The following is a 25,759-nucleotide window of genomic DNA, read 5'->3' on the forward strand; positions in this document are numbered from 1 at the left end:
CGGCGATCCTGGCCGGATGGACGCCGACACCCGCCTGACCCGGTGGGAGAACCGCAGCGAGATCCCCCTGTTCTTCGCGTCGCTGCTGTTCCTCGCCGCCTACGCCGTCCACGTCCTCGACCCCGGGCTGCCCGCGGCGGTGCACATGGCGCTCAAGTCGGTCGTCGTCGCCACCTGGGGGTACTTCCTGCTGGACTACGTGGTCCGCTGGCGGCTCAGCGGCCGGCGCTTCGGCCCCGCGTACGTCCGCGACAACCTGCTCGACACGGTGGTGCTGTTCCTGCCCCTGCTGCGCCCGCTGCGCATCGTCGACCTCTACCAGGTGCTCCAGCGCCGCCGCGCGCAACCCCGGCTGAGCCTGTACGGCCGCGTCATCTCGTACGCCGGCCTGAGCGCCCTCCTGCTCGGTTTCGCCGCCGCGCTGTCGGTCTATCAGGCGGAGCGGTACGCCAAGGGCGCCAACATCCGTACCTTCGGCGACTCGGTGTGGTGGGCCTGCTCCACGATCACCACCGTCGGCTACGGCGACGCCACCCCCGTCACCACCCGCGGCCGCGTCGTCGCGGGACTGCTGATGTTCCTGGGCCTGGCGCTGCTGGGCGCGGTGACCGGCTCGTTCTCCTCGTGGCTGCTGCAGGTGTTCACGCGGGAGGACGAGAAGAGGCCCCCGGCGCCTTGAACGCGCCGGGGGGCCGCCCTCAGAAGTCCGCCGACAGGAGTCCGCGGTCACACCTGGACGCGGCGCTCGACCACGTCGACGATCTTGCGCAGGGCCAGGTCGCGGGGGACCCCGTTCTCCTGGGAGCCGTCGCGGTAGCGGAAGGACACCGTGCCGTTGGACATGTCCTCGTCGCCCACGATGATCATGAACGGCACCTTCTGCTTCTGCCAGGTCCTGATCTTCTTCTGCATGCGGTCCGACGACGCGTCCACCTCGACCCGCAGCCCCTCGCGCTTGGCCTCGGCCGCGAATTCCTGCAGGTAGGACACGTGCGCGTCGCCCACGGGGATGCCGACCGCCTGGACGGGCGCGAGCCAGGCCGGGAAGGCGCCCGCGTAGTGCTCCAGCAGGACCGCGAAGAACCTCTCGATGCTGCCGAACAGCGCCCGGTGGATCATGACCGGCCGCTGCCGCGAGCCGTCCGCCGCGGTGTACTCCAGGCCCATGCGCTCCGGCATGTTGAAGTCGAGCTGGATGGTGGACATCTGCCAGTTCCGCCCGATGGCGTCCCGGGTCTGCACCGAGATCTTCGGCCCGTAGAAGGCCGCGCCGCCCGGGTCGGGCACCAGCGGCAGTCCCTGCTTCTCGGCCACCTTCCGCAGGGTCTCCGTGGCCTCCTCCCAGACCTCGTCGCTGCCGACGAACTTGGTCTCGTCCTTGGTGGACAGCTCCAGGTAGAAGTCGGTGAGCCCGTAGTCCCGCAGCAGGTTGAGCACGAAGGTCAGCGTCGAGTCCAGCTCGTCGGCCATCTGCTCGCGGGTGCAGTAGATGTGCGCGTCGTCCTGGGTGAAGCCGCGCGCCCGGGTCAGGCCGTGCACCACGCCCGACTTCTCGTACCGGTACACGGTCCCGAACTCGAAGAAGCGCAGCGGCAGTTCACGGTACGACCGGCCGCGCGCACCGAAGATCAGGTTGTGCATCGGGCAGTTCATGGGCTTGAGGTAGTAGTCCGTGCCCTCGTCGAGCTGCATGGGCGGGTACATGGCGTCCGCGTACCAGTCCAGGTGCCCGGAGATCTCGTACAGCTTCCCCTTGGTGGCGTGCGGGGTGTAGACGAAGTCGTACCCCTCCTCCTCGTGCCGCCTGCGCGAGTAGTCCTCCATCACCCGGCGGACGATGCCGCCCTTGGGGTGGAAGACGGCCAGGCCGGAGCCGATCGGCTCGGGGACGGAGAACAGGTCGAGCTCGGTGCCCAGCTTGCGGTGGTCGCGCTTGGCGGCCTCCTCCAGGAAGTCCAGGTGGGCCTTGAGCTCGTCCTTGGTGGGCCAGGCGGTGCCGTAGATGCGCTGCAGCATGGGGTTGGCCTCGCTGCCGCGCCAGTACGCGGCCGCGTTGCGCATCAGCTTGAACGCCGGGATCAGCCGGGTGCTGGGCAGGTGCGGGCCGCGGCACAGGTCCTTCCAGCACAGCTCGCCGGTCTTGGCGTCGAGGTTGTCGTAGATGGTCAGCTCGCCGCCGCCCACCTCGACGTCCGCGCCCTCGCCGGCGGTCGCGGAGGAGCCCTTGAGGCCGATCAGCTCCAGCTTGTACGGCTCGCCGGCCAGTTCCGCGCGGGCCTCGTCCTCGGTGACGACGCGGCGGGAGAAGCGCTGGCCGCGCTTGACGATCTCCTGCATCTTCTTCTCGACGGCCTTGAGGTCGTCGGGGTGGAAGGGCTTGTCGACGTCGAAGTCGTAGTAGAAGCCGTCCTTGATCGGCGGGCCGATGCCCAGCTTGGCCTCGGGGAAGATCTCCTGCACGGCCTGGGCCATGACGTGCGCGGTGGAATGGCGCAGGATGTTCAGGCCGTCCTGGCTGGTGATCTCCACGGGCTCGACCCGGTCGCCGTCGGCGAGGACGTGACCGAGGTCCTTCAGCTCGCCGCCGACCCTGGCCGCGACCACCGAGCGCTCGCCCGGGAACAGGTCGGCCGCCGTCGTCCCCGTCGTGACCAGCCGCTCTTCCGGTTCGGCGGAATCGCGTGTGATGATCACTCGGAGGTCTGACACGGGTCTGCTCCTGACTGAGGTCCGTGATACGGGTCGGTACGGTCGGTACGGGTCGTCGTGCGGATGGTACGGGGGCCCCGCCCGCGTGACGCCGTCGCGCGGCGAGGGGCCGCACCGGTGAATCGTACCGAGACCGGAGGCGTGCCCGCGAAGGCATACGGCACGCGGGGGCCGAGCGGCACCCGGGGCCCCGCGGCGGGCGGTGCGGGCGGTGCACCGGGCCCGTGGCGGGCGCACGGCGTCCGGCGCCTTCTTGCGGGGGTTGCCGGGGTTGCCGGGCGGGGCACCGCCTGGCGGAGGCCGGCGCCGGGCGGGACGCCGGGCGGGTGCCGAGCAGGCCCCGCGGCCGGGTCCCCGGAGCGCGGGGAACGAGTCCGCTCGTGCGTACAACAGTGCGTGACTCGTACGTTTTCTCCCTCGTATTGGCCTTCCGACCTGCGCAAACTCGCGAAGTATCCCGGTTCGTCGACGTCCCGTCATGGGTACACCATTGGTGGGGAGTTGCCGTACTCCTCCCGAACATCCCCTGGAAATCCTTTATTCATGCACTTGGGGAGCACGCCATGCCGCGCTGGTACGAGGGTCCGCTGGCCGCCTTCGCCACCGAGACGACGGGGGTGGACGTGGAGACGGACCGGATCGTCTCCGCCGCGCTGGTCGTCGAACCGGGCGCGGACCGGTCGGCCGAAGTGGTCCGATGGCTGGTGGATCCGGGTGTTCCCGTGCCGCGGGCGGCGAGGGCGGTGCACGGCCTGTCCGAGGAGTTCCTGCGGTTGTACGGGCGGCCGCCCGGCCCGGTGCTGGAGGAGGTGGCCGGGGAGCTGGCCCGGGTCAGCGCCGCCGGCGTGCCCCTGGTGGTGATGGACGCGCCCTTCGGTCTGACGGTGCTGGACCGGGAGTTGACCCGGCACCGGAACACCTCGCTGCGGTCGTACGTCGCCGGTTCCGGCTGGCACGTGCTCGACCCGCGGGTGCTGGACAAGCACCTGGACAGGTACCGCGAGGGCCGCCGCGCCCTCGCCGACCTCTGCGAGCATTACCAGGTCCCGCCGACCGGCGCCCATGACGCGGCGGCCGACGCGACCGCGTCCCTGGCCCTCGTACGGGCCATCGGCCGGCGCTACGCCGACCGCCTCGCCCCGATGACCACCGCCGAGCTCCACGCGCGTCAGGCGGTCTGGCACGCCGCCCAGTCCCCCGGCATCGAGTCCCGGCCCGCCCGCGACGGCTCCCCGGAACACCGCGACCCCGCCTGGCCCCTGCGCCCGGCCCCCACTTCCCCGGCCGCGGCCTGAGCGCGCCGCGGACGCCCCGGGACGACGGCGGCACGTGGCACACGGAAAAGGCGGGGCACATCCGCGTTCTCGCGGACATGCCCCGCCTTCTTTCCGGTGGGCGATACTGGGATCGAACCAGTGACCCCTTCGGTGTGAACGAAGTGCTCTCCCGCTGAGCTAATCGCCCGGGACGTCAGAACCATACAGGCGAAGGGCGGTGCGCTTCAAACCACATGGTCCGCGCCGCCCGCGCCGCCCGGCAGCGGCCCCGGGCCGTCGTCGGCCGCCGCGGGCGGTCCAGCGGCCGGGGACGGCGGATCGGCCGGGTCGGCGGCGAGGCAGGCCCGCAGGCCGTCGCGGCCGGCGCGCATCATCAGGGCGTGGTTGGCGCGGAAGAAGGGGCGGCCGGGGACGGCGAGCAGGCGCATGAGGAACTTGCGGACCACGACCTCCTGCTCGAACAGCAGCCGGGTCGCGGCGGGGCGCCCGCCGGCCAGGACGGTCCAGCGGACCCACCCCTCCAGATCGCCGGTCATGGCGACCTCGAGGACGCGCCCCGCCGGATCCTGCCGGGTGGAGCGGGCCGTGACCACCAGGTCGTACGGGAGCAGGGAGCGGAACCGGAGCACCCCGCTGGTCTCGCCGGTCTGCCGGACCTCGCGGACCTGCGGCCACCACCGGGGGTAGAAGTCGGGACGTTCGAGGACGCGGTAGACCGCGTCGGGCTCGGCGTCGAGGTGCCACACACTGCGGAAGCGGTAGTGACTCCAGTCCATGGGACCAGTGTGCGCATCCGCCCGCGTCCGGGGGCGGGAAACGGCGGGGTTGGTGCGCGATACTGGGATCGAACCAGTGACCTCTTCGGTGTGAACGAAGCGCTCTCCCGCTGAGCTAATCGCGCCTGCGCCAGCAAGATTACCCCACCCGGAGGGTGCTCCCGACCACCCGGCGGCGGCCCCCCGGGGCCGCCGCCGGCGCTTCCCGCCAACCGCCCGTCACCCCGCCCGTCCCCTCGGCCGTCACCCCGCCCGTCTTTCGTCCGCGTCAGGGTGCCGGGGCCGCGCGACCCCCATCCGCTACCGAGCGTAGTCGCGGAGCCAAACGTACGACTTTTGCCGCACCCCCGCGACGGCCCTCCGGCAGGTCCGCGGGCTGGGCCGGACGAGGTACCAGAAGCCTCACAAACCGCTCAGAGGGGTTTACAACGTCCCCGCAGGTGGCATGTCGATTTCGCCGACGTGCGAATCCCCGAGCGCACACTGAGCGAAAGGCCTTGGCGCTTATGAACACCACGGTCAGCTGCGAGCTGCACCTGCGCCTCGTTGTGTCGAGCGAATCCTCACTGCCCGTGCCCGCGGGCTTGCGGTACGACACGGCCGATCCGTATGCCGTGCACGCCACCTTCCACACCGGTGCCGAAGAGACGGTCGAATGGGTGTTCGCCCGCGACCTGCTCGCCGAGGGGCTGCACCGCCCCACCGGCACCGGCGACGTCCGGGTCTGGCCGTCCCGCAGCCACGGTCAGGGCGTCGTGTGCATCGCCCTCAGCTCCCCGGAGGGCGAAGCCCTGCTCGAAGCCCCGGCGCGGGCCCTGGAGTCCTTCCTGAAGCGGACGGACGCCGCGGTGCCGCCGGGCACCGAGCACCGCCATTTCGATCTGGACACGGAGCTCTCGCACATCCTCGCGGAGAGCTGAGCCCCGTACCCGGTCCGCGGCCGTCCTACTCGGGGGGACGCCCGGACACCAGCAGTAGCGCCGGACCCGGGGGCGGCAACGCTCCCCGGACACGGGGTCGTACCGCGGCCCCGCGCCCGCCGTCCGCCGTGACAGCCGCGGCCGCGGCGCCCTCGGGCACCCGGCCGGGGCCGTCGCGCGCTAAAGTCACCCGGAACCGCAGCCGTCCGACCACGGCAGGAGCGTTCCGTGCTGATCAACCATGACACCAGGTGCGCGCTGGACAGCGTGGTGGACCTGGTCAACACCCAGCCCTCGATCGAGGGGCGCGAGGCGCTCGGCGATGTCGCCGGCTTGCGCGGGTTCGTGGAGCGCAACCGGGTCAGCGAGGTGGGCCGGCTCGACCAGGACGACGTGACCGCCGTGCACGCGATGCGCGCGAGGTTCACCGAGGTCTTCCGGGCGACCGACGACAACCGGGCGTCGGCCATGCTCAACGCCATGATCGCCGAGGCCGGCACCACCCCCCGGCTGACCGACCACGACGGCTACGACTGGCACGTGCATTACTTCGCCCCGGGTGCCTCGCTGGCCGACCACCTGGGCGCGGACTGCGGGATGGCGCTCGCGTTCCTGATCGTCGCGGGCGAACGGGAGCGGCTGCGCTGGTGCGACGCGCCCGACTGCCGGCGCGCCTTCGTGGACCTGTCGCGCAACCGTTCGCGCCGCTACTGCGACAGCCGCACCTGCGGCAACCGGCTGCACGTGGCGGCGTACCGGGCCCGCCGCCGGGAGACGGCAGTCTGAGGCGCCGCGCCCTGCGCGGGGACGTCCGGGGGCCTGCGGGCCGCGTCCACGGCGCCGGCCCGCACAGCACCGGCACCGGCACCGGCACCGGCACCGGCACTCACAGGACCAGCAGGTCCCAGGCGGCGCCCGCGCCCAGCAGCGCGCCGATGACGCACAGGAAGAGCATCAGCGGCGGCTGGGAGAGCGCGTAGAGGCATCCCTTCGGCTCCTCGGCCGGGGAGGCGGCCACGGGCGTGCGGACCACGGCCGCCACGGCGGTCGTCGAACGACGCGCGGAAGGCGGCGCGGACGGGGATGCGTGCGGGGATGCGTGCGGGGATGCGGAAGGAGACGCGGAACCGGCCGGGGAACGGGCGGCGGAGCCGACCGGAGAGCCGGCCGAGGCGTCGGCGGCGAAGCCGGCCGGATCGTCGGCCGGGGGCCGGGCCGCGGGGTCGGCGAGGTCTTCTGCGGGGGGCGGCAGCACAGCGAGATGATCGCGCAGTCCATGATCGCCCGGGGCCCAACACGCGGACTTTACAACGCTGTTTACCTGGGGTCTCGCATCCCGGAACTCACATGCCGAGACAGCTCGTCCCGGATAATGTGCGTCGGTTCGCCTCTCGGACGAGCGCGGAGGGCGCCGGGTGAGCGGGCGGAACCGGGCGGAACCAGGGGGGACCAGGGGAAGCGGGCAGAGTCGGCCGGAACCGGGTGGAAGTGGCCGGTCAGATGCCGCGGCGCCTGAGGATCTCCTCGACATCGGCGAAGTCCGACAGCCCGCTGTCACCGGAGCCGCGGCGCTTGGACCGCGACGGGCCGCTGCTCGGGGGCAGCGCCGGCGCCGGGGCGCCGGGCACGGCGGACGCGGCCGTCTCCCGGCCGTGCTCCCCGTCCCGGCCGCCCGCCCCGCGGCCGCCGATCAGCCGGGTGATCCCGTAGAGCAGCGCGGAACAGGCGAGGACGGCGAAACCGGTCCACACCGTGGGCTTGAGGACGAGGTCCGCGGCCCAGTCGCCGACAGCGGTGCCCACCCTGCGGCCGAGGGTCACGAGACCGGCCAGGGCCAGGCCGACGGGCAGCAGGGAGGCGGCGGCGATTCTGGTGGCGCGCAGGAAGCGGCGGCGGTACGCGGTCTGCAGCGCGACGGCCAGGCCCGCCGCGGACGGGGCGGCGCACAGTGTCGTGGTCAGCATCCTGCGGCTCCCAGGGGCAGTGCGGCGGCCCGCCGCGGGGCCGGGCGCGGGTCCCGGCGGGCACTCGTCCCTCCATCGTGCCTCGCGGCCCGCGCCACCGGCCACGGTCCGGGCCCCGGCTCAGGGAATTCTCGGGGGCGTCTCCTCCTCCGGTGCCGGGCGGACCTCCTCCGCGGGACGGTGACGGTCCCGCCTCGGAGGGACGGTCCCGGCGCTCGGGAGCACCCTCGCGCGGGTGCTCCCGCCGTGGTGGGAGACTGACCGCATGACTCACCCCGCCTCCCCCGTCGTCCTCGAAGTGTGGTGCGAGCTGCAGTGCCCGGACTGCCGCGCGGCCCTCGCCGACCTGCGCGCGCTGCGCGAGCGGTACGGCGACGCGCTGGACATCCAGCTCCGGCACTTCCCGCTGGACAAGCACCGCCACTCACTCGCGGCGGCGCAGGCGTTCGAGGAGGCGTACGCGCAAGGGCGCGCCTGGCCGTACGCGGAGGCGGTGCTCGCCCGGGTCGAGGAGCTGGCCGAGCGCGGCGAGCCGCTTCTGGTCGAGGTGGCCGCGGAGCTCGGGCTGGACGCGGGCGAGCTGGACACCGCGCTCATCGACGGCCGCCACATGCTGCTGGTCGACTCCGACCAGGCCGAGGGCACGGCGATCGGCGTGACCGGCACGCCCACCTACGTGATCGGCGGTGAACTGCTCGACGGTTCCAAGAGCCAGGAGGGCCTGCGCGAGCGGATCATCGAGATCGCCGACCGGCTGCTGTCCGGGCGGGGCTGAACGGGCCGAGCGGGCCGCAGAGGGCGCGCGCCGCTCGGCGCCGGCGCGGCCCGGCACGGCCCGTTCGGTGCCTCAGCACAGCGGTTTGGTGAAGTGGCGGTCGACGGTCGCGTAGCCGAGCGACTCGTACAGCCGCAGGGCCGTGGTGTTGGTGGCGAACACGTTGAGGCCGACGGTCCGGGTCCCGGCCGCCCGGCACAGGTTCTCCGCGACGAGCATCATGGAGCGGCCGTGGCCGCGGCCGCGATGGGCGGCGTCGACCTCGACCTGGAGGACCCAGGCGGGTTCCGCGGTGCGCAGCCACAGTCCGGCGACGCGTTCCCCGTCGTGCTCCAGGGCGACGAGGTCGGTGCCCGGCGCGGGGGCACCGGCCGGGAGGAGGTCCTCGACCGACCGGGCCGCGCGGTACTCGGCCTGGTCGCGCGGTACTCCCATGCCGGCGAGCTTCGCGACGTACTCCTCGTGGCCGCGGGCCAGCCACGGCTCGTACTCGCCGCGCGCCATCGGCCGCGCGGAGCTGCCCGGCGGCAGCGGCCGGGGCCGGCCGGTGATCTTCTTGGCCATGGTGCGGTTGCGTTCCGTGTAGCCCAGGGACGCGGCCATGCGCAGCGCGTAGGGGGCGTCGGCGGGTACGGCGGCCTCGACGAGGCGGCAGCCCCACGAGCGCAGCACCTCCTCGCCGGCCAGCGCGGCCACCGTGCCGCGGCCCCGGTGGCGTCCGGCCCTGTCGATCGCGAGGCCGGCGATGCGTCCGACGTCCGGCCCGTGGCGCCCGCCGCGGCTCAGCTCGACCTCGCCGACCGGGCGCCCGTTGACGCACACGTGGTACGTGCGCGAGCGGGCGCCGTCCGGTCCTGGGCGCTCGGGTTCCGCCGGTCTCAGGGTCGTCGTCATGGTCGCGCTCCCGGAGTCGTCGCCGCGCTGGTCATGTGCCGTTCTACCGCGCCGGGGCGGGGCGGGGCAGCGATCTTCGCCTCCTGCCCGCGGAACGCGACGCGGCGTCCCTCAGCGGCCTTCCGGCCGGGCCGCGGTGCGCTACGGGTTCGGGTGGGCCGCCGCGCGCTCGGCGAAGACGCGCTGCGCCTTGGCGGTGACCGGGCCGGGCGACGGGGACAGGTCGCGGTCGTCGACCCGGCGTACGGCCTGGATGTCGCGGGTGGAGGAGGTCAGGAAGATCTCCTCGGCCTCGGCGAGCACGCCGAGCGGCAGGTCGGCCTCCTCGCCCCCCGCCCACTCCAGGACCAGTTCGCGGGTGATGCCGGCCAGGCAGCCGGAGCTCAGCGGCGGGGTCAGCAGCCGCCCGCCGACCACGACGAAGACGTTGGAGCCGGTGCCCTCGCACAGCCGGCCCCGGGTGTTGGCGAACAGGGCCTCGGTCGCGCCCTGCTCGCGGGCGCGGGCGAGCGCGACCACGTTCTCGCCGTAGGAGGTGGTCTTCAGGCCGGTGAGGGCGCCGCGCTCGTTGCGGGTCCAGGGCACCGTGACGACCGCGGTGGGGCCGGCCCCGAGGGTGACGGGGGCGACGGCGACGACGAGGGTGGCGGGCGCGTCGCCGCGTTCGGAACCGAGCGGGGAGGGACCGCCGGTGTAGGTGATCCGGAGCCGGGCCGCGGGCATCGGGTTGGCGGCGATCACGGCCTCGCAGGCGCGGGTGATCTCCTCCGGGTCGGGTTCCGGCAGGCCCAGGCCGCGGGCCGACCGGGTCAGCCGGTTCAGGTGGCGGGTCAGGGCGAAGGGGCGGCCGCCTTCGACCTTGACGGTCTCGAAGACGCCGTCGCCGACGGTCAGGCCGTGGTCGAGGACCGAGACCGTCGCGTCCCCGGTGTCCCGCAGCGCCCCGTCAAGCCAGATGGTCACCGCAACATCCCTTCGCTCGTACCGTGCGCGCTCCCGGTGAGCGGCTCCCGGTCCCCGCCGGATCCTGTTCCGGCCCCGCGGGCCGCCCGCGCGGCCCCGCCCGATTCCGACGCTACCGCCAGCAGGCGCGCGGCCTTCAATTCCGTCTCGGCCCACTCGCCGACCGGGTCGGAGCCCCAGGTGATGCCGGCGCCGGCGCCGAAGCGCAGCACGGGGCCGCCGGGGGCGGTCCGGTCGATCCAGAACGTCCTTATGCCGACCGCGAGTTCGGCGGTGCCGCGGTCGGCGTCCACCCAGCCGATGGCGCCGCAATAGGGGCCGCGGGGGGCGTTCTCCAGCTCGTGGATCACCCGCAGCGCGCTGGACTTGGGCGCGCCGGTGACCGAGCCGGGCGGGAAGGCGGCGGCGAACAGTTCCGGCCATCCCGCGTCGGCCCGCAGTTCGCCGCGCACGGTGGAGACCAGGTGGACCAGTCCGGGGTGCGGCTCAACCGCGCACAGGGCCGGCACGGTGACCGAGCCGGTGGCGCAGACGCGGCCCAGGTCGTTGCGGACCAGGTCGACGATCATCACGTTCTCGGCGTGGTCCTTGGGGAGCAGCAGGTCGGCGGTGGGGGCGGTGCCCTTGATGGGGCCGGACTCCACGACGGGCCCGCGGCGCCGCAGGAACAGCTCGGGCGAGGCGGTGGCGATCTCGACGCCGTGCCCGGGCAGCCGGATCGTGCCCGCGTAGGGCGCCGGGTTGCCGCGGGCCAGGACGGCACCCAGCGCGTCGATGTCGGGGCCGTACGGATCGCCGGTGCCGCCGCCGTCGCCCGGCGGCAGCGGGGCCGTCAGCACCCGGCACAGGTTGACCTGGTACACCTCGCCGGTCGCGATGCGCTCGCGGATGGCGCGCACGCCGTTCTCGTACGTCTCGCGGTCCATGGCGGAGGTCCAGGCGGCCGGGTCGGGGCCGTGCCAGGCGGCGGGGTCCGGGGCGGGCGCGGCGCCGGCCGGGCGGACGTCGCCGAAGCGGGCGCAGACCGCGTGCCCGTCGAAGCCCACGGCGACCGCCCAGAAACCGGTGGAGTCCAGGGCACCGAGGTCGTCGGTGACATCCCGCAGGTCGGAGGCGACGAGACCACCGAAACGGGCCATGGGTGCGAGGTGACGCACGGTGCTCCTCCGCTGGGTGTACGAGGGCCGGGGCCGAGTGTAGGCGGGCCGCCGCCGGCGCCCGCGGCGGCGGCCTCGTCGTCGTCTCCCTGTCATTGGCCCGGCACGCTGCGGAAACAAATTTTTGAGCTGGCCCGGGAATCCGCTAGAGTTCAGTCGTCGCCGAGGAACCGAGGTTCAGCGGCGCTTGTGCGGACGTGGCTCAGTTGGTAGAGCATCACCTTGCCAAGGTGAGGGTCGCGAGTTCGAATCTCGTCGTCCGCTCGATGTGGGGGATCGTCCCGGTTCCCCCGCTGTTGTGGTGGAGTGGCCGAGAGGCGAGGCAACGGCCTGCAAAGCCGTCTACACGGGTTCAAATCCCGTCTCCACCTCCATGGACGATTAGCTCAGCGGGAGAGCGCTTCCCTGACACGGAAGAGGTCACTGGTTCAATCCCAGTATCGTCCACGGAGCCCTGCGGGGCTCGGCCCCGCGGGGCCTGTACGATCCTGCACCACCTCGCGCGATTAGCTCAGCGGGAGAGCGCTTCCCTGACACGGAAGAGGTCACTGGTTCAATCCCAGTATCGCGCACGGCCCCTCGTGGGGCTTTGGTACGCCCATTGCGGCGTCCCGGACGATTAGCTCAGCGGGAGAGCGCTTCCCTGACACGGAAGAGGTCACTGGTTCAATCCCAGTATCGTCCACGCATTACGACAGGCGATGTGTGTCCGCGAACCGCGCGGACCGCGTCGCCTGTTGTCGTTTTCCCGGCACACGGGCATGCGGGCGCCACGAGCGCGCCAGGCGGGCACAGGGGAGCGTAATGCCCGGGTATCGGGCGATACCCGGGCAACCGCAGTCGTCCGCCGTACCCCCGTCCCCACGGGGTGGTGCCGGCGAGCCCCGGCCCGGACCGCTCTTCCGGGCCCGGGGCGCCTGAACGCGGCGCCCCGTTCGGGACCGGCTGCGGACGACGTCTGGGCGACCACCTCGGCGGCCGTGGCCGGTGGTCGGGTCCTGCGTGGTCTGCGATGTCGACGGGCGGCGGACGTTTGGCCTCGGGGGACGAGTGCGCGTCCGCCGCTTGACCTCCAATCTAGGTGTGGGCGGGGCCACCGGCGTCCGCCCCTCGTACCGCTTCCCGGGCCTCCGGAAGGATGAGGGCGCGGGGCGCGGCTACTCCCTGGGGTGGAGGCGCGAGCGTCCTTCCCCGGGGTCATCCCTGAGAGGGGTCCTCGTCCGCGGGTCCTGGTCCCCTTCCTGGCCGACCTCCCGCTCCACCGGCTGTTCGACGAGGGCGAGTACGCGGGTGGCCATGAAGCGGGCGGTGCGGACCACCGTGCCGCTGCGCGTCACCTCGCTCACCTCGACCACGCCGCGCCGGATCGCGGTCTCGACCCTGCGCCCGGCCCTGGTGGCCACCACCTCGTAGGCGCGGGTGCTGTCCCCCGCGTCGACGACGATCTCCACTCGGTCACCTTTCACGGCGTCACTCCCCCTCGGCAGACGGTCCGTTGGCGGTGCGGGGCCGCTGGCGGTTCGCTTCCCCATCTCCAGGTTCCCACCGCCCACTGACAATTCACGGCCCGCCGCCTGCGGGCCTTCGGCGCGGATCGGTACCTGAGTCCGTAAGCTGTGGGCGGCCGGAACCGGCCGGTGAGATCGGTGGAGTGGGGCCTCCCCACGGGAGGTAGGGGACATGGCGATGATGCGGCTCCGCCGCGAGGATCCGCGAGTCGTCGGCGTGTACAGGCTGCACCGCCGCCTCGGCGCCGGCGGTATGGGTGTCGTGTACCTGGGCGCGGACAAGCGCGGGCAGCGCGTGGCGCTGAAGGTGATCAGGCCCGAGCTGGCCGAGGACCAGGAGTTCAGGTCGCGGTTCGCGCGTGAGGTGTCGGCGGCGCGGCGCATCCGGGGCGGCTGCACGGCCCGGCTGGTGGCCGCGGACCTGGAGGCCGAACGGCCGTGGTTCGCCACGCAGTACGTGCCTGGTCCCTCGCTGCACGACCGGGTCGCCGAGCACGGGGTGCTGCCCGCCGCCGAGGCGGCCTCCATCGGGGCGGCGCTGGCCGAGGGCCTGGTCGCCGTCCACGAAGCGGGGGTCGTGCACCGGGACCTCAAGCCGTCCAACATCCTGTTGTCGCCCAAGGGTCCGCGGATCATCGACTTCGGCATCGCGTGGGCGACGGGCGCCTCGACGCTGACGCACGTGGGCACGGCGGTGGGTTCGCCCGGCTTCCTCGCGCCGGAGCAGGTGCGGGGGGCGGCGGTCACGCCGGCGACGGACGTGTTCGCGTTCGGCGCCACCCTGGCGTACGCGGCGACCGCGGACTCGCCGTTCGGGCAGGGCAGTTCCGAGGTCATGCTGTACCGGGTGGTGCACGAGGAACCCGACCTGGGCGGCGTCCCGGACTCGCTCGCGCCGCTGGTGTACGCCTGCCTGGCCAAGGATCCGGCGGACCGGCCCAGCACGGTCCAGTTGTCGGAGCGGCTGGCGGAGATCGCGGCCCGGGAGGCGCGCGGGATCGGGGCGCCGCGCCGGGAGGGCATCCCGCGGGCGGCGGGCCCGCGCCCGGAGCGGCCCACCGGCCGCCGGGCGCAGGAGTACGCGCAGCAGCCCACCGAGCGGCGCCCGTCGGCCGGGCCCACGCCCGCGGGGCTCCGGCCCGAGCACGGCGTCCCCTCCGCGCGCCCGCCGGCCGCCCGCAGGCCGCCCGCGCAACAGGACCGGCAGCACGACGGGCGGCAGGACCGCTACCAGGACCGGTCGACGCACCCCTCGCCGCGCACACCCGTCCGTACGTCCGCGGGCCGGCGCCCGGCCACCGCGTCGAGCAGGCTGATGCGGCAGCGGATCTTCGTCTTCGTGATCGTGACGCTGCTCGCGGCCGTCTGCATCGCCGCGCTGCAAGGATGCGACCGCCTCACCGGCGCGGCGCGCCGGCCCGCCGGGACACCGGCGCCGTCGCGGGTGACACCGGTGGCGCCGCCGGTCCGGCCCGCGTCGCCCGCGTCGCCCGCGTCCTATGAGGCGGCGGACGCCGCCCCCGCCTCGGGCCGCTGACCGGGGCCTCGTCACCGGCCCGGTGACCGCCCGGTGCCCACTCGTACCGGCCCCGCAGGCGGGCTGGCGTGGTCGGCCGCTCGTACCGTAGGTTACCAAGCGCTTGCTCAGCTCCCCGGGGAGCTGAGCAACGGGAAGCGGCCGGGGGCAACGGGAATCGGGCAGCCGGAAGGGCGGTGCGGCACATGGCGAGGACCACGGCGGCGGACGACGGCCGGGGGGCGGCCGTCGGCGAGGAGGACCTGCGGCGGGCGGTGCGGGCGCTGCTCGGCGCGCACGATCCGGCGGCGACCGAGCCGCTGGAGTTCCTGCGGGCCAGGTTCGACGCGGGCCTGGCGTGGGTGCACTTCCCCGAGGGCCTCGGCGGTCTCGGCGCCCCGCGGGCCCTGCAGTCGGTGGTGGACGCCGAACTGGCCGCGGCCGGCGCGCCGGACAACGACCCGCGGCGCATCGGTATCGGCCTGGGCATGGCCGCGCCGACCATCCTGCGCTACGGCACGGACGAGCAGAAGCGCCGGTTCCTGCGCCCGCTGTGGACCGGCGAGGAGGTCTGGTGCCAGTTGTTCTCCGAGCCGGACGCGGGCTCGGACCTGGCGGGGCTGCGCACCCGCGCGGTGCGTGACGGCGACGACTGGGTGGTGGACGGCCAGAAGGTGTGGACCTCCGGCGCCCACAACGCCCGCTGGGGCATCCTCATCGCCCGCACCGACCCCGGCGTGCCCAAGCACCGGGGCATCACGTACTTCGTCTGCGACATGACCGACCCCGGCGTCGAGGTGCGGCCGCTGCGGCAGATCACCGGCGAGGCCGAGTTCAACGAGGTGTTCCTGACCGGGGTACGGGTGCCCGACGCGCACCGGCTGGGCGACGTCGGCGACGGCTGGCGCGTCGCCCAGGCCACGCTGATGAACGAACGGGTGGCCATCGGCGGCACCGTGCTGCCCCGCGAGGGCGGCATGATCGGCAGGGTCGCGGCGACCTGGCGGGCGCGCCCGGAGCTGCGCACGCCCGAGCTGCACGAACGGCTGCTGCGCCTGTGGGTGGAGGCGGAGGTGGCGCGGCTGACCGCCGAGCGCGCCCGGCAGCAGCTCGCGGCCGGCGCGCCGGGACCGGAGGGCTCCGGCCTCAAACTGGCCTTCGCCGGCATCAACCAGCGCGCCAGCGGCCTGGAGGTCGAGCTCCTCGGCGAGGAGGGGCTGCGCTACGGCGACTGGACGATGGTCCGCCCGCGGACGGTCGACTTCTACGGCCGCGACGCGGGCTACCGCTACCTGCGGGCCAAGGGCAACTCGATCGAGGGCGGCACGTCCGAGATCCTGCGCAACATCGTCGCCGAGCGGGTGCTCGGGCTGCCCGCCGAGCCCCGTACCGACAAGGACGTCGCCTGGAAGGACCTGCCGCGATGAACCTGCTCTACTCCGAGGTGGAGGACGATCTGCGGGCCGCCGTGCGCGGTGTGCTGGCCGACCGCGGCGCCCCGGCCGCGATGCCGGCGTGGATCGGGACCGGGGCGGCGTACGACGCCGGTCTGTGGCGCGTGCTGGGCACCGATCTGGGGCTCGCGGGGCTGCTGGTGCCGGAGGAGCTGGGCGGGCAGGGCGCGTCCGCCCGCGAGGCCGCGGTGGTGCTGGAGGAGCTGGGGGCGGCGGTGGCGCCGGTGCCGTTCCTCGGCGGTGCGGTGCTGGCCGTGCGCGCGCTGCTGGGCTGCGACCCGGCCGACGACGCGGTGGCGGCCCTGCTGCGGCGGCTCGCCTCGGGCGTGGCGGGGGCGCTCGCCGTGCCGCTGTCCACCGCGCCGGGCGGAAAGTTCCCGTCCGGGGTACGGGCGGACGCCGCGGGTCTGCTGACGGGCCGGGTGACCAGTGTCGCGGACGCCTTGGCGGCTGACGTGCTGGTGGTGCCCGCGCTGGGACCTGCCGGGCCGGGGCTGTACGAGGTGGCGGCAGGGGCCGCCGTGGTGGAGCCGGTGGTGTCGCTGGACCTGACCCGGCCGCTGGCCGACGTGCGGTTCGAGGGAGTGCGGGGGCGACCGCTGGCGGCGCCGGAGCCGGCCGAGGCGCTGGACCGGGCGCTGCTGACGGGCGCGGGACTGCTCGCCTCGGAGCAGCTCGGGATCGCCGGGTGGTGTCTGGACGAGACGGTCCGCCACCTGAAGGAGCGGCGCCAGTTCGGCCGGGTGGTGGGCTCGTACCAGGCGCTCAAGCACCGTCTTGCCGACGTGTGGCTGGAGGTGGTCTCGGCGCGGGCGGCGGCCAGGGCGGCGGCCGACCGGCTCGCGGGCGACGGACTCGTGGGCGGGGGGCGGGCCCCGGCGGAGACCGCCGTGGCGGTCGCGGTGGCGGTCGCGGTGGCGGCCTCGTACGCGTCCACGGCCGCCGTGCACGCCGCCGAGGAGGCGGTGCAGCTCCACGGTGGCATCGGCATGACCTGGGAGCACCCGCTGCACCTGTTCCTGAAGCGGGCCAAGGCCGACGAGATCGCGCTGGGCACGCCCGGCGCCCACCGGGCGGCGCTGGGGCGGCTGGTGGACCTGACGCCGTAGCGGCGGCGCCCGCGGCGCCGTTGTCGGCCCCCCGCGCGATACTCGGACCGGGCGGGGCCGCCGGGGCGCCGCACGGGGAAGGGAGCGGCAATGGCCGAGGTGGTGGTGTTCCATCACGCGCACGGGCTGACCACCGGTGTGCGCGGGTTCGCGGCCGGTCTGGAGAGGGCCGGGCACACCGCGCACGTGCCGGATCTGTACGCGGGGCGCACCTTCGGCACCTTGGAGGAGGGCGTCGGCTTCGCGCGGGAGACCGGTTTCGGCACGCTCCTGGAGCGCGCGCGGGCCGCCGTGGAACCGCTGCCCGAGGAGCTGGTGTACGTCGGGATGTCGCTGGGGGTGCTGCCCGCCCAGATGCTGGCGCAGACCCGGCCGGGCGCGAGGGGCGCGCTGCTGCTGAGCGCCTGCGTGCCGCCGTCCGAGTTCGGCGGCGACTGGCCGCGCGGGGTGCCGGTCCAGGTCCACGGCATGGACGCCGACGAGATATTCACCGGCGAAGGGGACCTGGCCGCGGCGCGCGACCTGGTGGCCGCGGCCGGGCAGGACGCCGAGCTGTTCCTGTACCCGGGCGCCGCCCACTTGTTCGCCGACGCGAGCCTGCCGTCGTACGAGGCGCCGGCCGCCGCGCTGCTGTCCGAGCGGATGCTGTGCTTCCTGGACCGCGTGAAGTAGCCGCTCAGGGCCTGGTCGCGTAGAAGGCGACCGCAGAGGCGGCGGCGACGTTCAGGGAGTCCACTCCGGCCGCCATCGGGATGCTCACCCAGGTGTCGGCGGCACGCAGGGCGCCCGGGGTGAGGCCCTCGCCCTCGGTGCCGAGCAGCAGTGCGAGCCTGCCGTGGCGGCGCGCGGCGAGCTCGTCCAGGGTGACGGCCCGGTCGGACAGGCACAAGGCGGCGGTGACGAAGCCGTGCTCGCGCAGCAGGCCGAGGCCGACGGGCCAGTCGGTGAAGCGGGTCCACGGGACCTGGAAGACCGCGCCCATCGACACCTTCACGGACCGCCGGTACAGGGGGTCGGCGCAGCGGGGGCTGAGCAGGACCGCGTCCACGCCGAGGGCGGCGGCGTTGCGGAAGGCCGCGCCCAGGTTGGCGTGGTCGACCATGTCCTCGAAGACGGCGACGCGGCGGGGCGCGGCGGCCAGCAGCGCGGCGGGGTCGGGCAGCGGGGCGCGTTCCATCGAGGCCAGGGCGCCGCGGTGCACGTGGTAGCCCGTCACCTGCTCGGCCAGCGCCGGCGTGACCGCGTACACCGGCGCCGTCGCCGCCTCGATCACGTCGGCCATCACGCCGAACCACTTGGGGGTCAGCATCATGGACCGCATCGCGTAGCCGGCGGCCACCGCGCGGCGGACGACCTTCTCGCCCTCGGCGATGAACAGTCCCTCGGCCGGTTCGCGGCGGCGGCGCAGTTCGACGTCGGTGAGCGCGGTGTAGTCCGCCAGGCGCGGGTCGTCCGGGTCCTCGACGGCGACCGGCTCAGCCATGGGCGCCGGCTCCCGCGCCGATCGTGACCACGTCGCCGACGACGATCACCGCGGGTGGCCGTACGCCCTGGTCGGCGACGGTCCGCGCCACCGTCGCCAGTGTGGCGTCCACCCGGCGCTGCGACGCCGTGGTGCCCTCCTGGATCACGGCGACCGGTGTGCCGGCCGGCCGGCCGCCCGCGATCAGGGTCTCGGCGATCGGCCCGACACGTTCGACGGCCATCAGCAGCACCAGGGTGCCGCGCAGCCGGGCCAGCGCCCCCCAGTCCACGAGCGAGCGCGGGTCGTCCGGCGCGACGTGGCCGCTGACCACGGTGAACTCATGGGCGACGCCCCGGTGGGTGACCGGGATCCCGGCGGCGGCCGGCACGCTGATCGAGCTGGAGATGCCCGGCACCACCGTGACGGCGATGCCCTCCGCGGCCAGTGCCTCGGCCTCTTCCATGCCGCGCCCGAACACGAAGGGGTCGCCGCCTTTGAGCCGGACCACCGCCTTCCCCGCCTTGGCGTGCTCGATGAGGGCGGCGTTGATGGCGTCCTGGGCCATGGCCCGGCCGTAGGGGATCTTCGCCGCGTCGATCACCTCAACGTGCGGCGGGAGTTCGTCCAGCAGGTCGCGCGGGCCGAGCCGGTCGGCGATCACCACGTCGGCCTCGGACAGCAGGCGGCGGCCGCGCACGGTGATCAGGTCGGGGTCGCCGGGCCCGCCGCCGACCAGGGCGACGCCGGCCGCCTTGGTCCGCTGGTGCGGCGCGACCAGGCTGCCGTCCCGCAGTCCCGCGACCACCGCGTCGCGTACCGCGGCCGAGCGCCTGGGGTCCCGGCCGGTCAGCACGGCCACGGTCACCCCGTCGGTACGGCCCGTCGCCGGGGTCCAGGCGGTCGCCGCCTCGGCGTCGTCGCTGCGTACGCACCAGACACGGCGCGCCTCGGCCTCGGCGGACGCGGCCCGGTTCGCCTCGGCGTCGGTGGTGGCGATCAGCGCGTACCAGGCCTCGGCCAGGTCGCCCTCCTGGTAGCGGCGCCGCTCCCACCGCACCTCCCCCGCCGTCACCATGGCCTCGACGGAGGGGGTCGCGGTCGGTGAGACCAGGACGACGTCCGCGCCCGCCGAGACCAGGGCGGGCAGCCGCCGCTGCGCGACCTGGCCGCCGCCCAGGACCACGACCCGCCTGCCGGCCAGGCGCAGTCCTACGGGGTACGCGGGCGCGTCGTGGGCTTCCATGGCGTTGCGGCTCCTCGGTGCGGCGTCCGGTGACGCGGGTGTGCGGTGGTGTGTCGCGTGGTCCGGTGCTCCGTTGCTCCGGTGGCGGGTTTGAGGGGGTCGTGCGCGTCGAGCGGGCTTGAGCCGGCGTGAAGGGGTTCGCCGGCGGATCGGCTGGTGGCTGGCCGGCGGGTCGGTCGGCGCGCGGGTCGGGGACGGCGTGGCGCCCGGGCCGGCGGGCGCCGGCACCTGGCACCGTCCCGGGCTTGGCGGCTCACGCCCGGGACGTCCACCTTATTGCGCTTGTTCGGTCGTCGTGACGCCCTTCTCCGTCACCCCGGCGGCGTCGAACGTCGCCACCTCGTGCATGACCCGGGCCGCGCTCTGCACCAGCGGCAGGGCGAGCAGCGCGCCCGTGCCCTCGCCGAGGCGCAGGTCGAGGTCGACCAGGGGCCGCAGGCCCAGCGTGGTGAGCGCGGCCATGTGACCGGGCTCGGCGCTGCGGTGGCCGGCGATGCACGCGGCGAGCACCTCGGGTGCGATGGCGCGGGCGACCAGCGCCGCCGCGCCGGCGCTGACGCCGTCGAGGATGACCGGGGTACGCAGGGCGGCGGCGCCCAGCAGCAGGCCGGCCATCGCGGCGTGCTCCAGGCCGCCGACGGCCGCCAGCACGCCGATCGGGTCGCCCGGGTCGGGCCGGTGGAGTTCCAGGGCGCGGCGTACCACGTCGACCTTGCGGGCGTGCATCTCGTCGTTGATGCCGGTGCCGCGGCCGGTGACCTCCGTCGGGTCGGCGCCGGTGAACACCGCGATGAGCGCGGCCGAGGTCGTGGTGTTGGCGATGCCCATCTCACCGGTCAGCAGCGCCTTGTTGCCCGCGGCGACAAGGTCGCGGGCGGTCTCGATGCCGACTTCGAGCGCACGGACCGCCTCCTCGCGGCTCATGGCGGGCCCGGCGGTGAAGTCGGCCGTGCCGGGGCGCACCTTGCGCGGCATCAGCCCGGGGGTGCTGGGCAGTTCGCCGGCGACGCCCACGTCGATGACGCAGACCTCGGCGCCCACCTGGTTGGCGAAGGCGTTGCACACCGCGCCGCCGGCCAGGAAGTTGGCGACCATCTGCGTGGTGACCTCCTGCGGCCACGCGGTGACGCCCTGGGCGTGCACCCCGTGGTCGCCGGCGAAGATCGCCACCGCGGCGGGTTCGGGAACGGGCGGCGGGCACATCCGGGACAGGCCGCACAGCTGCGCGGAGATGATCTCCAGCATGCCGAGCGCGCCGGCCGGCTTGGTCATCCGCTTCTGCCGCTCCCACGCCTCGCCGAGCGCCTTGGCGTCCAGCGGGCGGATGCCGCGGAGCGTCTCCTCCAGCAGGTCGTGCGGCTCCTCGCCGGGCAGCGCCCGGTTGCCGTACTCCTCCTCGTGGACCACCCACGACAGCGGGCGCCGCTGCGACCAGCCGGCCTGCATCAGCTCCGGCTCCTCCGGGAACTCCTCGACGTACCCGACGCACAGGTACGCGACGACCTCCAGGTGCTCGGGCAGGCCGAGTTCCGCGACCATCTGCCGCTCGTCGAAGAAGCTCACCCAGCCGACGCCGAGGCCCTCGGCGCGCGCGGCCAGCCACAGGTTCTCCACGGCCAGCGCGGAGGAGTACGGCGCCATCTGCGGCTGGGTGTGGCGGCCCAGGGTGTGGCGGCCGCCGCGGGTGGGGTCCGCCGTGACCACGATGTTGACCGGGGTGTCGAGGATCGCCTCGATCTTCAGCTCGCGGAACTGCCGGGCGCGGGCCTTGGGCAGTGTCTTGGCGTACGCCTCGCGCTGCCGCATGGCCAGCGCGTGCATCTTCTCCCTGGTCTTCTCCGAGCGGATGACCACGAAGTCCCACGGCTGGGAGTGGCCGACGCTGGGCGCTGTGTGGGCCGCCTCCAGGACGCGCAGCAGCACGTCGTGCGGGATCGGGTCGGGCAGGAAACCGTTGCGGACGTCCCGCCGTTCGCGGATCACGCGGTGCACGGCCTCGCGCACGGCGGGCTCGTACGGTTCCGCGGCCGTCCCTTCCGCTTCGGCGGCGGGGGCCGGTGCCGGGTCGGCCCCGTCCACGGGCTCGGCGGGTTCGCCGGCCGGAACGGAGGGGTCGGCCGCTGCGGCCCCGGCGGGCTCCGGCAGCGCTTCGGCGACCGCCTGGGCGGGCGCGTCCGCCTCCGGCGTCCCGGGCGCGGGCAGGGGGGTTCCGGCGGCGGCCGCGCCGTCGGCCTGGACGGCAGCGACGGCCGGGGCGGCCGCGTCCTCGTCCGTGGAGCCGGGAGCCGCCGCGGGCGTGACGTGACCCGGCGCCGCCTCTCCTTGAGCACCGGCCGGCTCGGCGGGTGCGCTCGGCGCCGGGCCGCCGGCCTCCGCGGCCGGTGCCGTCCCGGACGGCTCGCCGTCCGCCGTGGCGACGGCACTTGGCGCCGCTTCAGGGGCCGCCGCGGCCGGGGTGCCCTCAGCGGCGGCGGTGTCGGGGGCGGTGCCCTCGGGGACCGCCGTCGGCTCGGGCTGCCCGGTGCCGGTGGAACCTTCGCCGGCCGCCTGCGGGGCGGGCTGCGGCGCTTCGGCGGTCACGGGTACGGGCGCGGGCGCGACCGGCCCGCCGGCGTCCGCGGGTCCTGAACCCTCGCCCGCCGCCTGGTCGGCGGGCCGGTCCGGCCCGGGGGCAACGGCGGCGGCGGGGGTCGCGGGGGCGGATTCCGCCTCTGCCGGAGCCGGCGCCTGGTCGGGCTCGGGGGGCTGGACGGACGCGGCCGGCTCGGGAGCGGCGGCCGACGCGGTGGACGCGGCCGGCTCGGGAGCGGCGGCCTCGGCCGGGGTGGGCGCCGGGATCGCGCCGTCGCCCTTACCCGCGTCGGGTACGGGCGCGCCGGCCGCGGCCGGAGCCGGCGCCTGCTCGGCGGCGGGGGCCGGTTCGGGGACCGCGGCGGGCTCGGCGACGGGCACGGGGACCGGGCTCTCCGGGGCCGCATGCCGCCCTGAGGGTGCGGGCGCGTCGGCAGCCGTAGCCTCCGCCGTGACGACGACGGGGGCGCCGGGCGCCTGCACGGCCTCGGTCCGGGCTTCGGGGTGGGGCTCGAAACCGGCGCCGGCCTCGGTTCCGGCCGGGTCCGGGGCCGCCTCCGGAGCCGCGACCGCTCCCTGGGAAACGTCCGCGCCAGGGGCGGCGGCGTCCGGGACGGCGGCGTCCGGGACGGCGGCGTCCGGGACGGCGGGCAGGTCAGGGGCCCCGGCGGGGCTCACGTCCGCAGCCGCGACCGTGACGGGCGCGGCGCTGTCGGCGGGCGCGGCAGCCACGGCCTCGGGGGCGGGGGCGGCCGGCGCGGCTTCTGGGGCGGGGGCGGCCGGCGCGGCATTCCCGGCCGCGGCCGGAACCGCGGCGTGCGTCCGCGCGCCCGGCTGCTCCGCCGTCCCGGCCCGGGCCGGGACCGTGCTGTCCGCGTGCGGGATGAGGGACTGCTGGGACGGCGTGTCGTCCTGCGGGGCCGGCCAGGCGGTGGCGGGCTGGGCCGGGTCCGGGCCGGTCTGCTGGGCGGGGATGCCGACCGCGGCGTCCGCGGGGAGGTCGAGGTATTCCGGACCGGCGGTCTGGGGTCCCTGCGCGTGCACGGCGGGGCCGCGGTCGGCGAGGGAGCGCACGGAGACACCGCCGCTCGGGGTGTCGGTGCCGGGCGGGCCCATGTGCAGCGGACGGCGGGGCGCGGGCGGGACCGCGGCCTGGGCGACGGGGGTGTCCGGAGCGGGGGGCTGCGCCGGGGCGTGGGCCTGGTCGAGGCCGGCCTCGACCGGGAAGCCGTCCGGGGCCTGGACCTGGACGGGCGGCGGGGGCGGCACGGGCTGCGGGTCGCTCCAGTTGCTCTGCGGGCCGGGCATCAGCAGGACGTCGTCCTCGTCGTCGAGCGGGGTGCCGGGCGGAGCCGGGTGGTCGAGGTAGCCGTAGCCGGGGTCGCCCTGGTATCCGGCCGCGTGACCCGCGGGGGTCCCGGCCTGCTGGTCCGCGCCCCAACCCGGCTGCTGCTGCGGTACGCCGTTGCCGGGAAGGCCGGGAACGTCGGTGTGCGGCGGGTGAACCGCTTCTCCGACGCCGCTCCCCGGCAGCCCCTCACCGGGGATCTGACCGGTGTCCGTCATGCGTGCCCCTCGCCCATCGGTTTCGCTCCTTCCAGCCGCTGTGCCCGCCTCCCCCAGCGGTGCCGGGGGACCCGGCGCAACCCCCGCAGACAAGAACGAGCGTGCGGGGCATGCGGCACGTCGGCCCGCCGGACGCCGAGCCGATCCTCGACTGCCCGTCAACGCACGACGACGGCACAACGATCCGTCAGCCTACCCGCACCGAGGTGCCGTGAGCCTCGGGGTCCGCACCTCGGGACGCATCTCACACGGCCCCCGTCCGCACACCCCCGACAGGCGCAAACGCGCTGCGCACCGGCCGGTTCCGCACCGGCGCGGAGCACGGCCCGGGTCACTGTCCTGATCACGCCGCGAGGCGGGGGAAGGGGGCCCGAAGCCCGGTCGGACCCGGCCCGTTCGCCGCCGCTCCGCCGCCCGGTTCCGCCCGGTTCCGGAACGGTCTCCGGCCGGTCTCCGGCCGGACGTCGAACGTCGGCCGGATGCCGGCCGCATGCCGGCCGGTCTCCGGCGGGGTGCGGGTCGCCGCGTCAGCGGCGGGTGCCGCAGAGCGCGAACGCCACCGACCTCTCGCGCTCGACCCATTCGCTGTCGAGTTCGACGGATTGCAGGAGTTGGCGCTCGACGTCGTAACCGCCCTCCTCCAGTGCCCTGCTGACGGCCTCGGCCTCGTCGCGCAGGGCCACCGCGGTGACGATCCGCTCCGGGCGGCGCGCGGCGCAGGCGGCCACGACGGCGGGGTCGGCGCAGCCGAGGCGGACGACGTCGGGCTCGGGAAGGTCCTCCAGGGCCTGCGGCGCGGTGCCGTGCACGACGTGCAGCGGCACCCCGAGGCGGCGGCCGGTGGCGCGGATCCAGTCGCAGGCGTCGGCGTCCCGGTCGACGGCGATCACGGCCGCGCCGAACCTGGCCGCCTCGACGGCCACCGCGCCGTCCGCGGCGCCGATGTCCCACACCAGGTCGCCGGTGCGCGGCCCGAGCCGGGCCAGTTGGTGGGCGCGGATCTGGACCGGCACGTCGCCGCCGTACTCGGAGGCGGGCAGCGCCCAGCCCCGCACCGGGCCGGGGAAGCCGGGGTCGCGGCCGGCGATCCAGCCGCCCTTGCGCTGGGCGGTGGTGCCGCCCGGGCCCGCGGGCTCGGCCGCGGCCGGGGTCGCGCCGCCGACGACCAGGACGACGTTGGGGTCGCGCCAGATGTGGTCGGCGACCTTGTCGGAGGTCAGGACGGTCACCTGCTCCCGCTCGGTGCCCAGTGCCTCGCAGATGACGAAGGTGCGGTGCACTCCGGTGAGCAGCAGCGCGAGTTCGGCGGGGCCCGCCCCCGGCGAGGTGAGCACCGCGACCTTGGGGTAGGCGCGGCAGACGTTGACGGCACGGCGCAAGGTGCGGCCGGTGGCCACGACCACCCGGGCGTCGTCCCAGGGCATGCCGGCCCGCGCGAAGGCACGCGCCACGGACGAGACCCCGGGCAGCACCTCGATCTCCAGGCCGTGCTCGGGTGCCCGCAGCGCGCGGACCACCCCGAAGAAGCCGGGGTCGCCGTCGGCGAGTACGACCGCGCTGCCGCGGTGCCCGGCGATCCGGCGGGCGGCGATGTCGATGCTGCCGAGCACGATCCGCTCGGCGTTCGCGGGGACGTACGGCAGCGCGAGGTGGTGACGGGTGCCGGCCACCAAGGTGGCGGCGCCCAGCGCGGCACGGGCCGGTTCGGACGGGGGTGAGCCGTCCCACCCGATGACGGTGACCCGGTCGGCCATGCTCGTTCGACCCTCCATGGCGTGTCCTGCGTCCTGCGGAGCCCCGCACCGGGCGCGGTGGCGGTCGGCGAGCGCGGGAGCGCGCACGGCCCGGGGTGAGAACCCTAACCCGGCGCAGGGCCCGGTGAGGCCCCCCGG

At 75.1% G+C, this 25,759-nt stretch carries 21 protein-coding genes and 7 tRNA genes; 14 read left to right on the forward strand and 14 right to left on the reverse strand.

Features of this window, described 5'->3' with window-relative positions:
* Positions 1 to 16: 16 nt before the first annotated feature.
* Complete coding sequence (locus K7G61_RS06160) at positions 17 to 679, forward strand: potassium channel family protein (protein WP_225845639.1); 663 nt, start codon at positions 17 to 19, stop codon at positions 677 to 679.
* 47 nt (positions 680 to 726) lie between these two features.
* Here K7G61_RS06160 and thrS read toward each other — a convergent pair whose 3' ends face one another.
* A complete protein-coding gene (gene thrS, locus K7G61_RS06165) occupies positions 727 to 2,709 on the reverse strand; it encodes a threonine--tRNA ligase (RefSeq protein WP_225845640.1) in 1,983 nt (660 codons plus the stop codon).
* Positions 2,710 to 3,272: 563 nt separating this feature from the next.
* Between thrS and K7G61_RS06170 the strand changes: the two genes are divergently transcribed.
* On the forward strand, positions 3,273 to 4,004 hold the full coding sequence (locus tag K7G61_RS06170; RefSeq protein WP_225845641.1) for an exonuclease domain-containing protein: 732 nt from the start codon (positions 3,273 to 3,275) through the stop codon (positions 4,002 to 4,004).
* Between the two features lie 97 nt (positions 4,005 to 4,101).
* Here K7G61_RS06170 and K7G61_RS06175 read toward each other — a convergent pair.
* From K7G61_RS06175 to K7G61_RS06185, 3 genes are all read right to left on the reverse strand, one after another.
* A tRNA-Val gene (locus K7G61_RS06175) sits at positions 4,102 to 4,173 on the reverse strand.
* A 37-nt stretch (positions 4,174 to 4,210) separates the two neighbouring features.
* Positions 4,211 to 4,762, reverse strand: coding sequence for an SRPBCC family protein (locus K7G61_RS06180; protein ID WP_225845642.1), 552 nt, complete (start codon positions 4,760 to 4,762; stop codon positions 4,211 to 4,213).
* Between the two features lie 50 nt (positions 4,763 to 4,812).
* Positions 4,813 to 4,887: transfer RNA gene (locus K7G61_RS06185), tRNA-Val, on the reverse strand.
* 381 nt (positions 4,888 to 5,268) lie between these two features.
* Here K7G61_RS06185 and K7G61_RS06190 point away from each other — a divergent pair.
* Positions 5,269 to 5,682 (forward strand): SsgA family sporulation/cell division regulator, encoded by a 414-nt coding sequence (locus K7G61_RS06190; protein WP_003959770.1) that lies wholly within the window; start codon positions 5,269 to 5,271, stop codon positions 5,680 to 5,682.
* 228 nt (positions 5,683 to 5,910) lie between these two features.
* Entirely contained in the window at positions 5,911 to 6,468 is a 558-nt protein-coding gene (locus K7G61_RS06195) for a CGNR zinc finger domain-containing protein (RefSeq protein WP_225845643.1), read from the forward strand.
* A 100-nt stretch (positions 6,469 to 6,568) separates the two neighbouring features.
* On the opposite strand, the gene K7G61_RS06200 is transcribed toward K7G61_RS06195, so the two are convergent.
* A complete protein-coding gene (locus K7G61_RS06200; RefSeq protein ID WP_225845895.1) occupies positions 6,569 to 6,937 on the reverse strand; it encodes a hypothetical protein in 369 nt (122 codons plus the stop codon).
* 241 nt (positions 6,938 to 7,178) lie between these two features.
* Positions 7,179 to 7,646 carry a hypothetical protein gene (locus K7G61_RS06205; RefSeq protein WP_225845644.1) on the reverse strand — a complete coding sequence of 156 codons (468 nt, stop codon included), beginning with the start codon at positions 7,644 to 7,646 and terminating at the stop codon, positions 7,179 to 7,181.
* A gap of 265 nt (positions 7,647 to 7,911) precedes the next feature.
* Here K7G61_RS06205 and K7G61_RS06210 point away from each other — a divergent pair, with 265 nt between their 5' ends.
* A complete protein-coding gene (locus tag K7G61_RS06210; protein ID WP_225845645.1) occupies positions 7,912 to 8,421 on the forward strand; it encodes a DsbA family protein in 510 nt (169 codons plus the stop codon).
* 72 nt (positions 8,422 to 8,493) lie between these two features.
* Here the strand turns inward: K7G61_RS06210 and K7G61_RS06215 are convergent, their stop codons facing one another.
* From K7G61_RS06215 to K7G61_RS06225, 3 genes are all read right to left on the reverse strand, one after another.
* Positions 8,494 to 9,315: a GNAT family N-acetyltransferase gene (locus K7G61_RS06215; protein WP_225845646.1), complete on the reverse strand. Its 822-nt coding sequence runs from the start codon at positions 9,313 to 9,315 to the stop codon at positions 8,494 to 8,496.
* A 141-nt stretch (positions 9,316 to 9,456) separates the two neighbouring features.
* Complete coding sequence (locus K7G61_RS06220) at positions 9,457 to 10,278, reverse strand: aminotransferase class IV (RefSeq protein ID WP_225845647.1); 822 nt, start codon at positions 10,276 to 10,278, stop codon at positions 9,457 to 9,459.
* On the reverse strand, positions 10,275 to 11,417 hold the full coding sequence (locus K7G61_RS06225; protein ID WP_263984000.1) for a chorismate-binding protein: 1,143 nt from the start codon (positions 11,415 to 11,417) through the stop codon (positions 10,275 to 10,277). Before K7G61_RS06225 ends, K7G61_RS06220 begins: the two co-directional genes overlap by 4 nt.
* Before the next feature lie 209 nt (positions 11,418 to 11,626).
* On the opposite strand from K7G61_RS06225, the gene K7G61_RS06230 reads away from it, so the two are divergent.
* From K7G61_RS06230 to K7G61_RS06250, 5 genes are all read left to right on the forward strand, one after another.
* Positions 11,627 to 11,699: transfer RNA gene (locus K7G61_RS06230), tRNA-Gly, on the forward strand.
* Between the two features lie 36 nt (positions 11,700 to 11,735).
* Positions 11,736 to 11,809, forward strand: a tRNA-Cys gene (locus K7G61_RS06235).
* A gap of 1 nt (position 11,810) precedes the next feature.
* Positions 11,811 to 11,882, forward strand: a tRNA-Val gene (locus tag K7G61_RS06240).
* Positions 11,883 to 11,935: 53 nt separating this feature from the next.
* Positions 11,936 to 12,007: transfer RNA gene (locus K7G61_RS06245), tRNA-Val, on the forward strand.
* A gap of 41 nt (positions 12,008 to 12,048) precedes the next feature.
* A tRNA-Val gene (locus tag K7G61_RS06250) sits at positions 12,049 to 12,120 on the forward strand.
* A gap of 472 nt (positions 12,121 to 12,592) precedes the next feature.
* On the opposite strand, the gene K7G61_RS06255 is transcribed toward K7G61_RS06250, so the two are convergent.
* Positions 12,593 to 12,901, reverse strand: a complete 309-nt coding sequence (locus K7G61_RS06255) for a hypothetical protein (protein WP_225845649.1) — start codon at positions 12,899 to 12,901, stop codon at positions 12,593 to 12,595.
* Between the two features lie 214 nt (positions 12,902 to 13,115).
* Between K7G61_RS06255 and K7G61_RS06260 the strand changes: the two genes are divergently transcribed.
* The 4 genes from K7G61_RS06260 (at position 13,116) to K7G61_RS06275 (ending at position 17,694) form a co-directional block, all read left to right on the forward strand.
* Positions 13,116 to 14,480, forward strand: a complete 1,365-nt coding sequence (locus tag K7G61_RS06260) for a serine/threonine-protein kinase (RefSeq protein ID WP_225845650.1) — start codon at positions 13,116 to 13,118, stop codon at positions 14,478 to 14,480.
* A 185-nt stretch (positions 14,481 to 14,665) separates the two neighbouring features.
* On the forward strand, positions 14,666 to 15,886 hold the full coding sequence (locus K7G61_RS06265; protein ID WP_225845651.1) for an acyl-CoA dehydrogenase family protein: 1,221 nt from the start codon (positions 14,666 to 14,668) through the stop codon (positions 15,884 to 15,886).
* Positions 15,883 to 17,022 (forward strand): acyl-CoA dehydrogenase family protein, encoded by a 1,140-nt coding sequence (locus K7G61_RS06270; protein ID WP_225845652.1) that lies wholly within the window; start codon positions 15,883 to 15,885, stop codon positions 17,020 to 17,022. Before K7G61_RS06265 ends, K7G61_RS06270 begins: the two co-directional genes overlap by 4 nt.
* 90 nt (positions 17,023 to 17,112) lie before the next feature.
* A complete protein-coding gene (locus tag K7G61_RS06275) occupies positions 17,113 to 17,694 on the forward strand; it encodes a dienelactone hydrolase family protein (RefSeq protein WP_225845653.1) in 582 nt (193 codons plus the stop codon).
* Positions 17,695 to 17,698: 4 nt separating this feature from the next.
* Here the strand turns inward: K7G61_RS06275 and K7G61_RS06280 are convergent, their stop codons facing one another.
* The 4 genes from K7G61_RS06280 to cbiE form a co-directional block, all read right to left on the reverse strand.
* On the reverse strand, positions 17,699 to 18,505 hold the full coding sequence (locus tag K7G61_RS06280) for an RNA methyltransferase (protein WP_225845654.1): 807 nt from the start codon (positions 18,503 to 18,505) through the stop codon (positions 17,699 to 17,701).
* A complete protein-coding gene (gene cobA / locus K7G61_RS06285) occupies positions 18,498 to 19,730 on the reverse strand; it encodes a uroporphyrinogen-III C-methyltransferase (protein ID WP_225845655.1) in 1,233 nt (410 codons plus the stop codon). Before cobA ends, K7G61_RS06280 begins: the two co-directional genes overlap by 8 nt.
* A gap of 273 nt (positions 19,731 to 20,003) precedes the next feature.
* Positions 20,004 to 23,867, reverse strand: coding sequence for a nicotinate-nucleotide--dimethylbenzimidazole phosphoribosyltransferase (cobT, locus tag K7G61_RS06290; RefSeq protein ID WP_225845656.1), 3,864 nt, complete (start codon positions 23,865 to 23,867; stop codon positions 20,004 to 20,006).
* 527 nt (positions 23,868 to 24,394) lie between these two features.
* Positions 24,395 to 25,621 carry a precorrin-6y C5,15-methyltransferase (decarboxylating) subunit CbiE gene (gene cbiE, locus K7G61_RS06295; RefSeq protein WP_225845868.1) on the reverse strand — a complete coding sequence of 409 codons (1,227 nt, stop codon included), beginning with the start codon at positions 25,619 to 25,621 and terminating at the stop codon, positions 24,395 to 24,397.
* Positions 25,622 to 25,759 lie beyond the last annotated feature (138 nt).

This window comes from Streptomyces sp. HPF1205 (assembly GCF_020400825.1).
Lineage (GTDB): Bacteria > Actinomycetota > Actinomycetes > Streptomycetales > Streptomycetaceae > Actinacidiphila.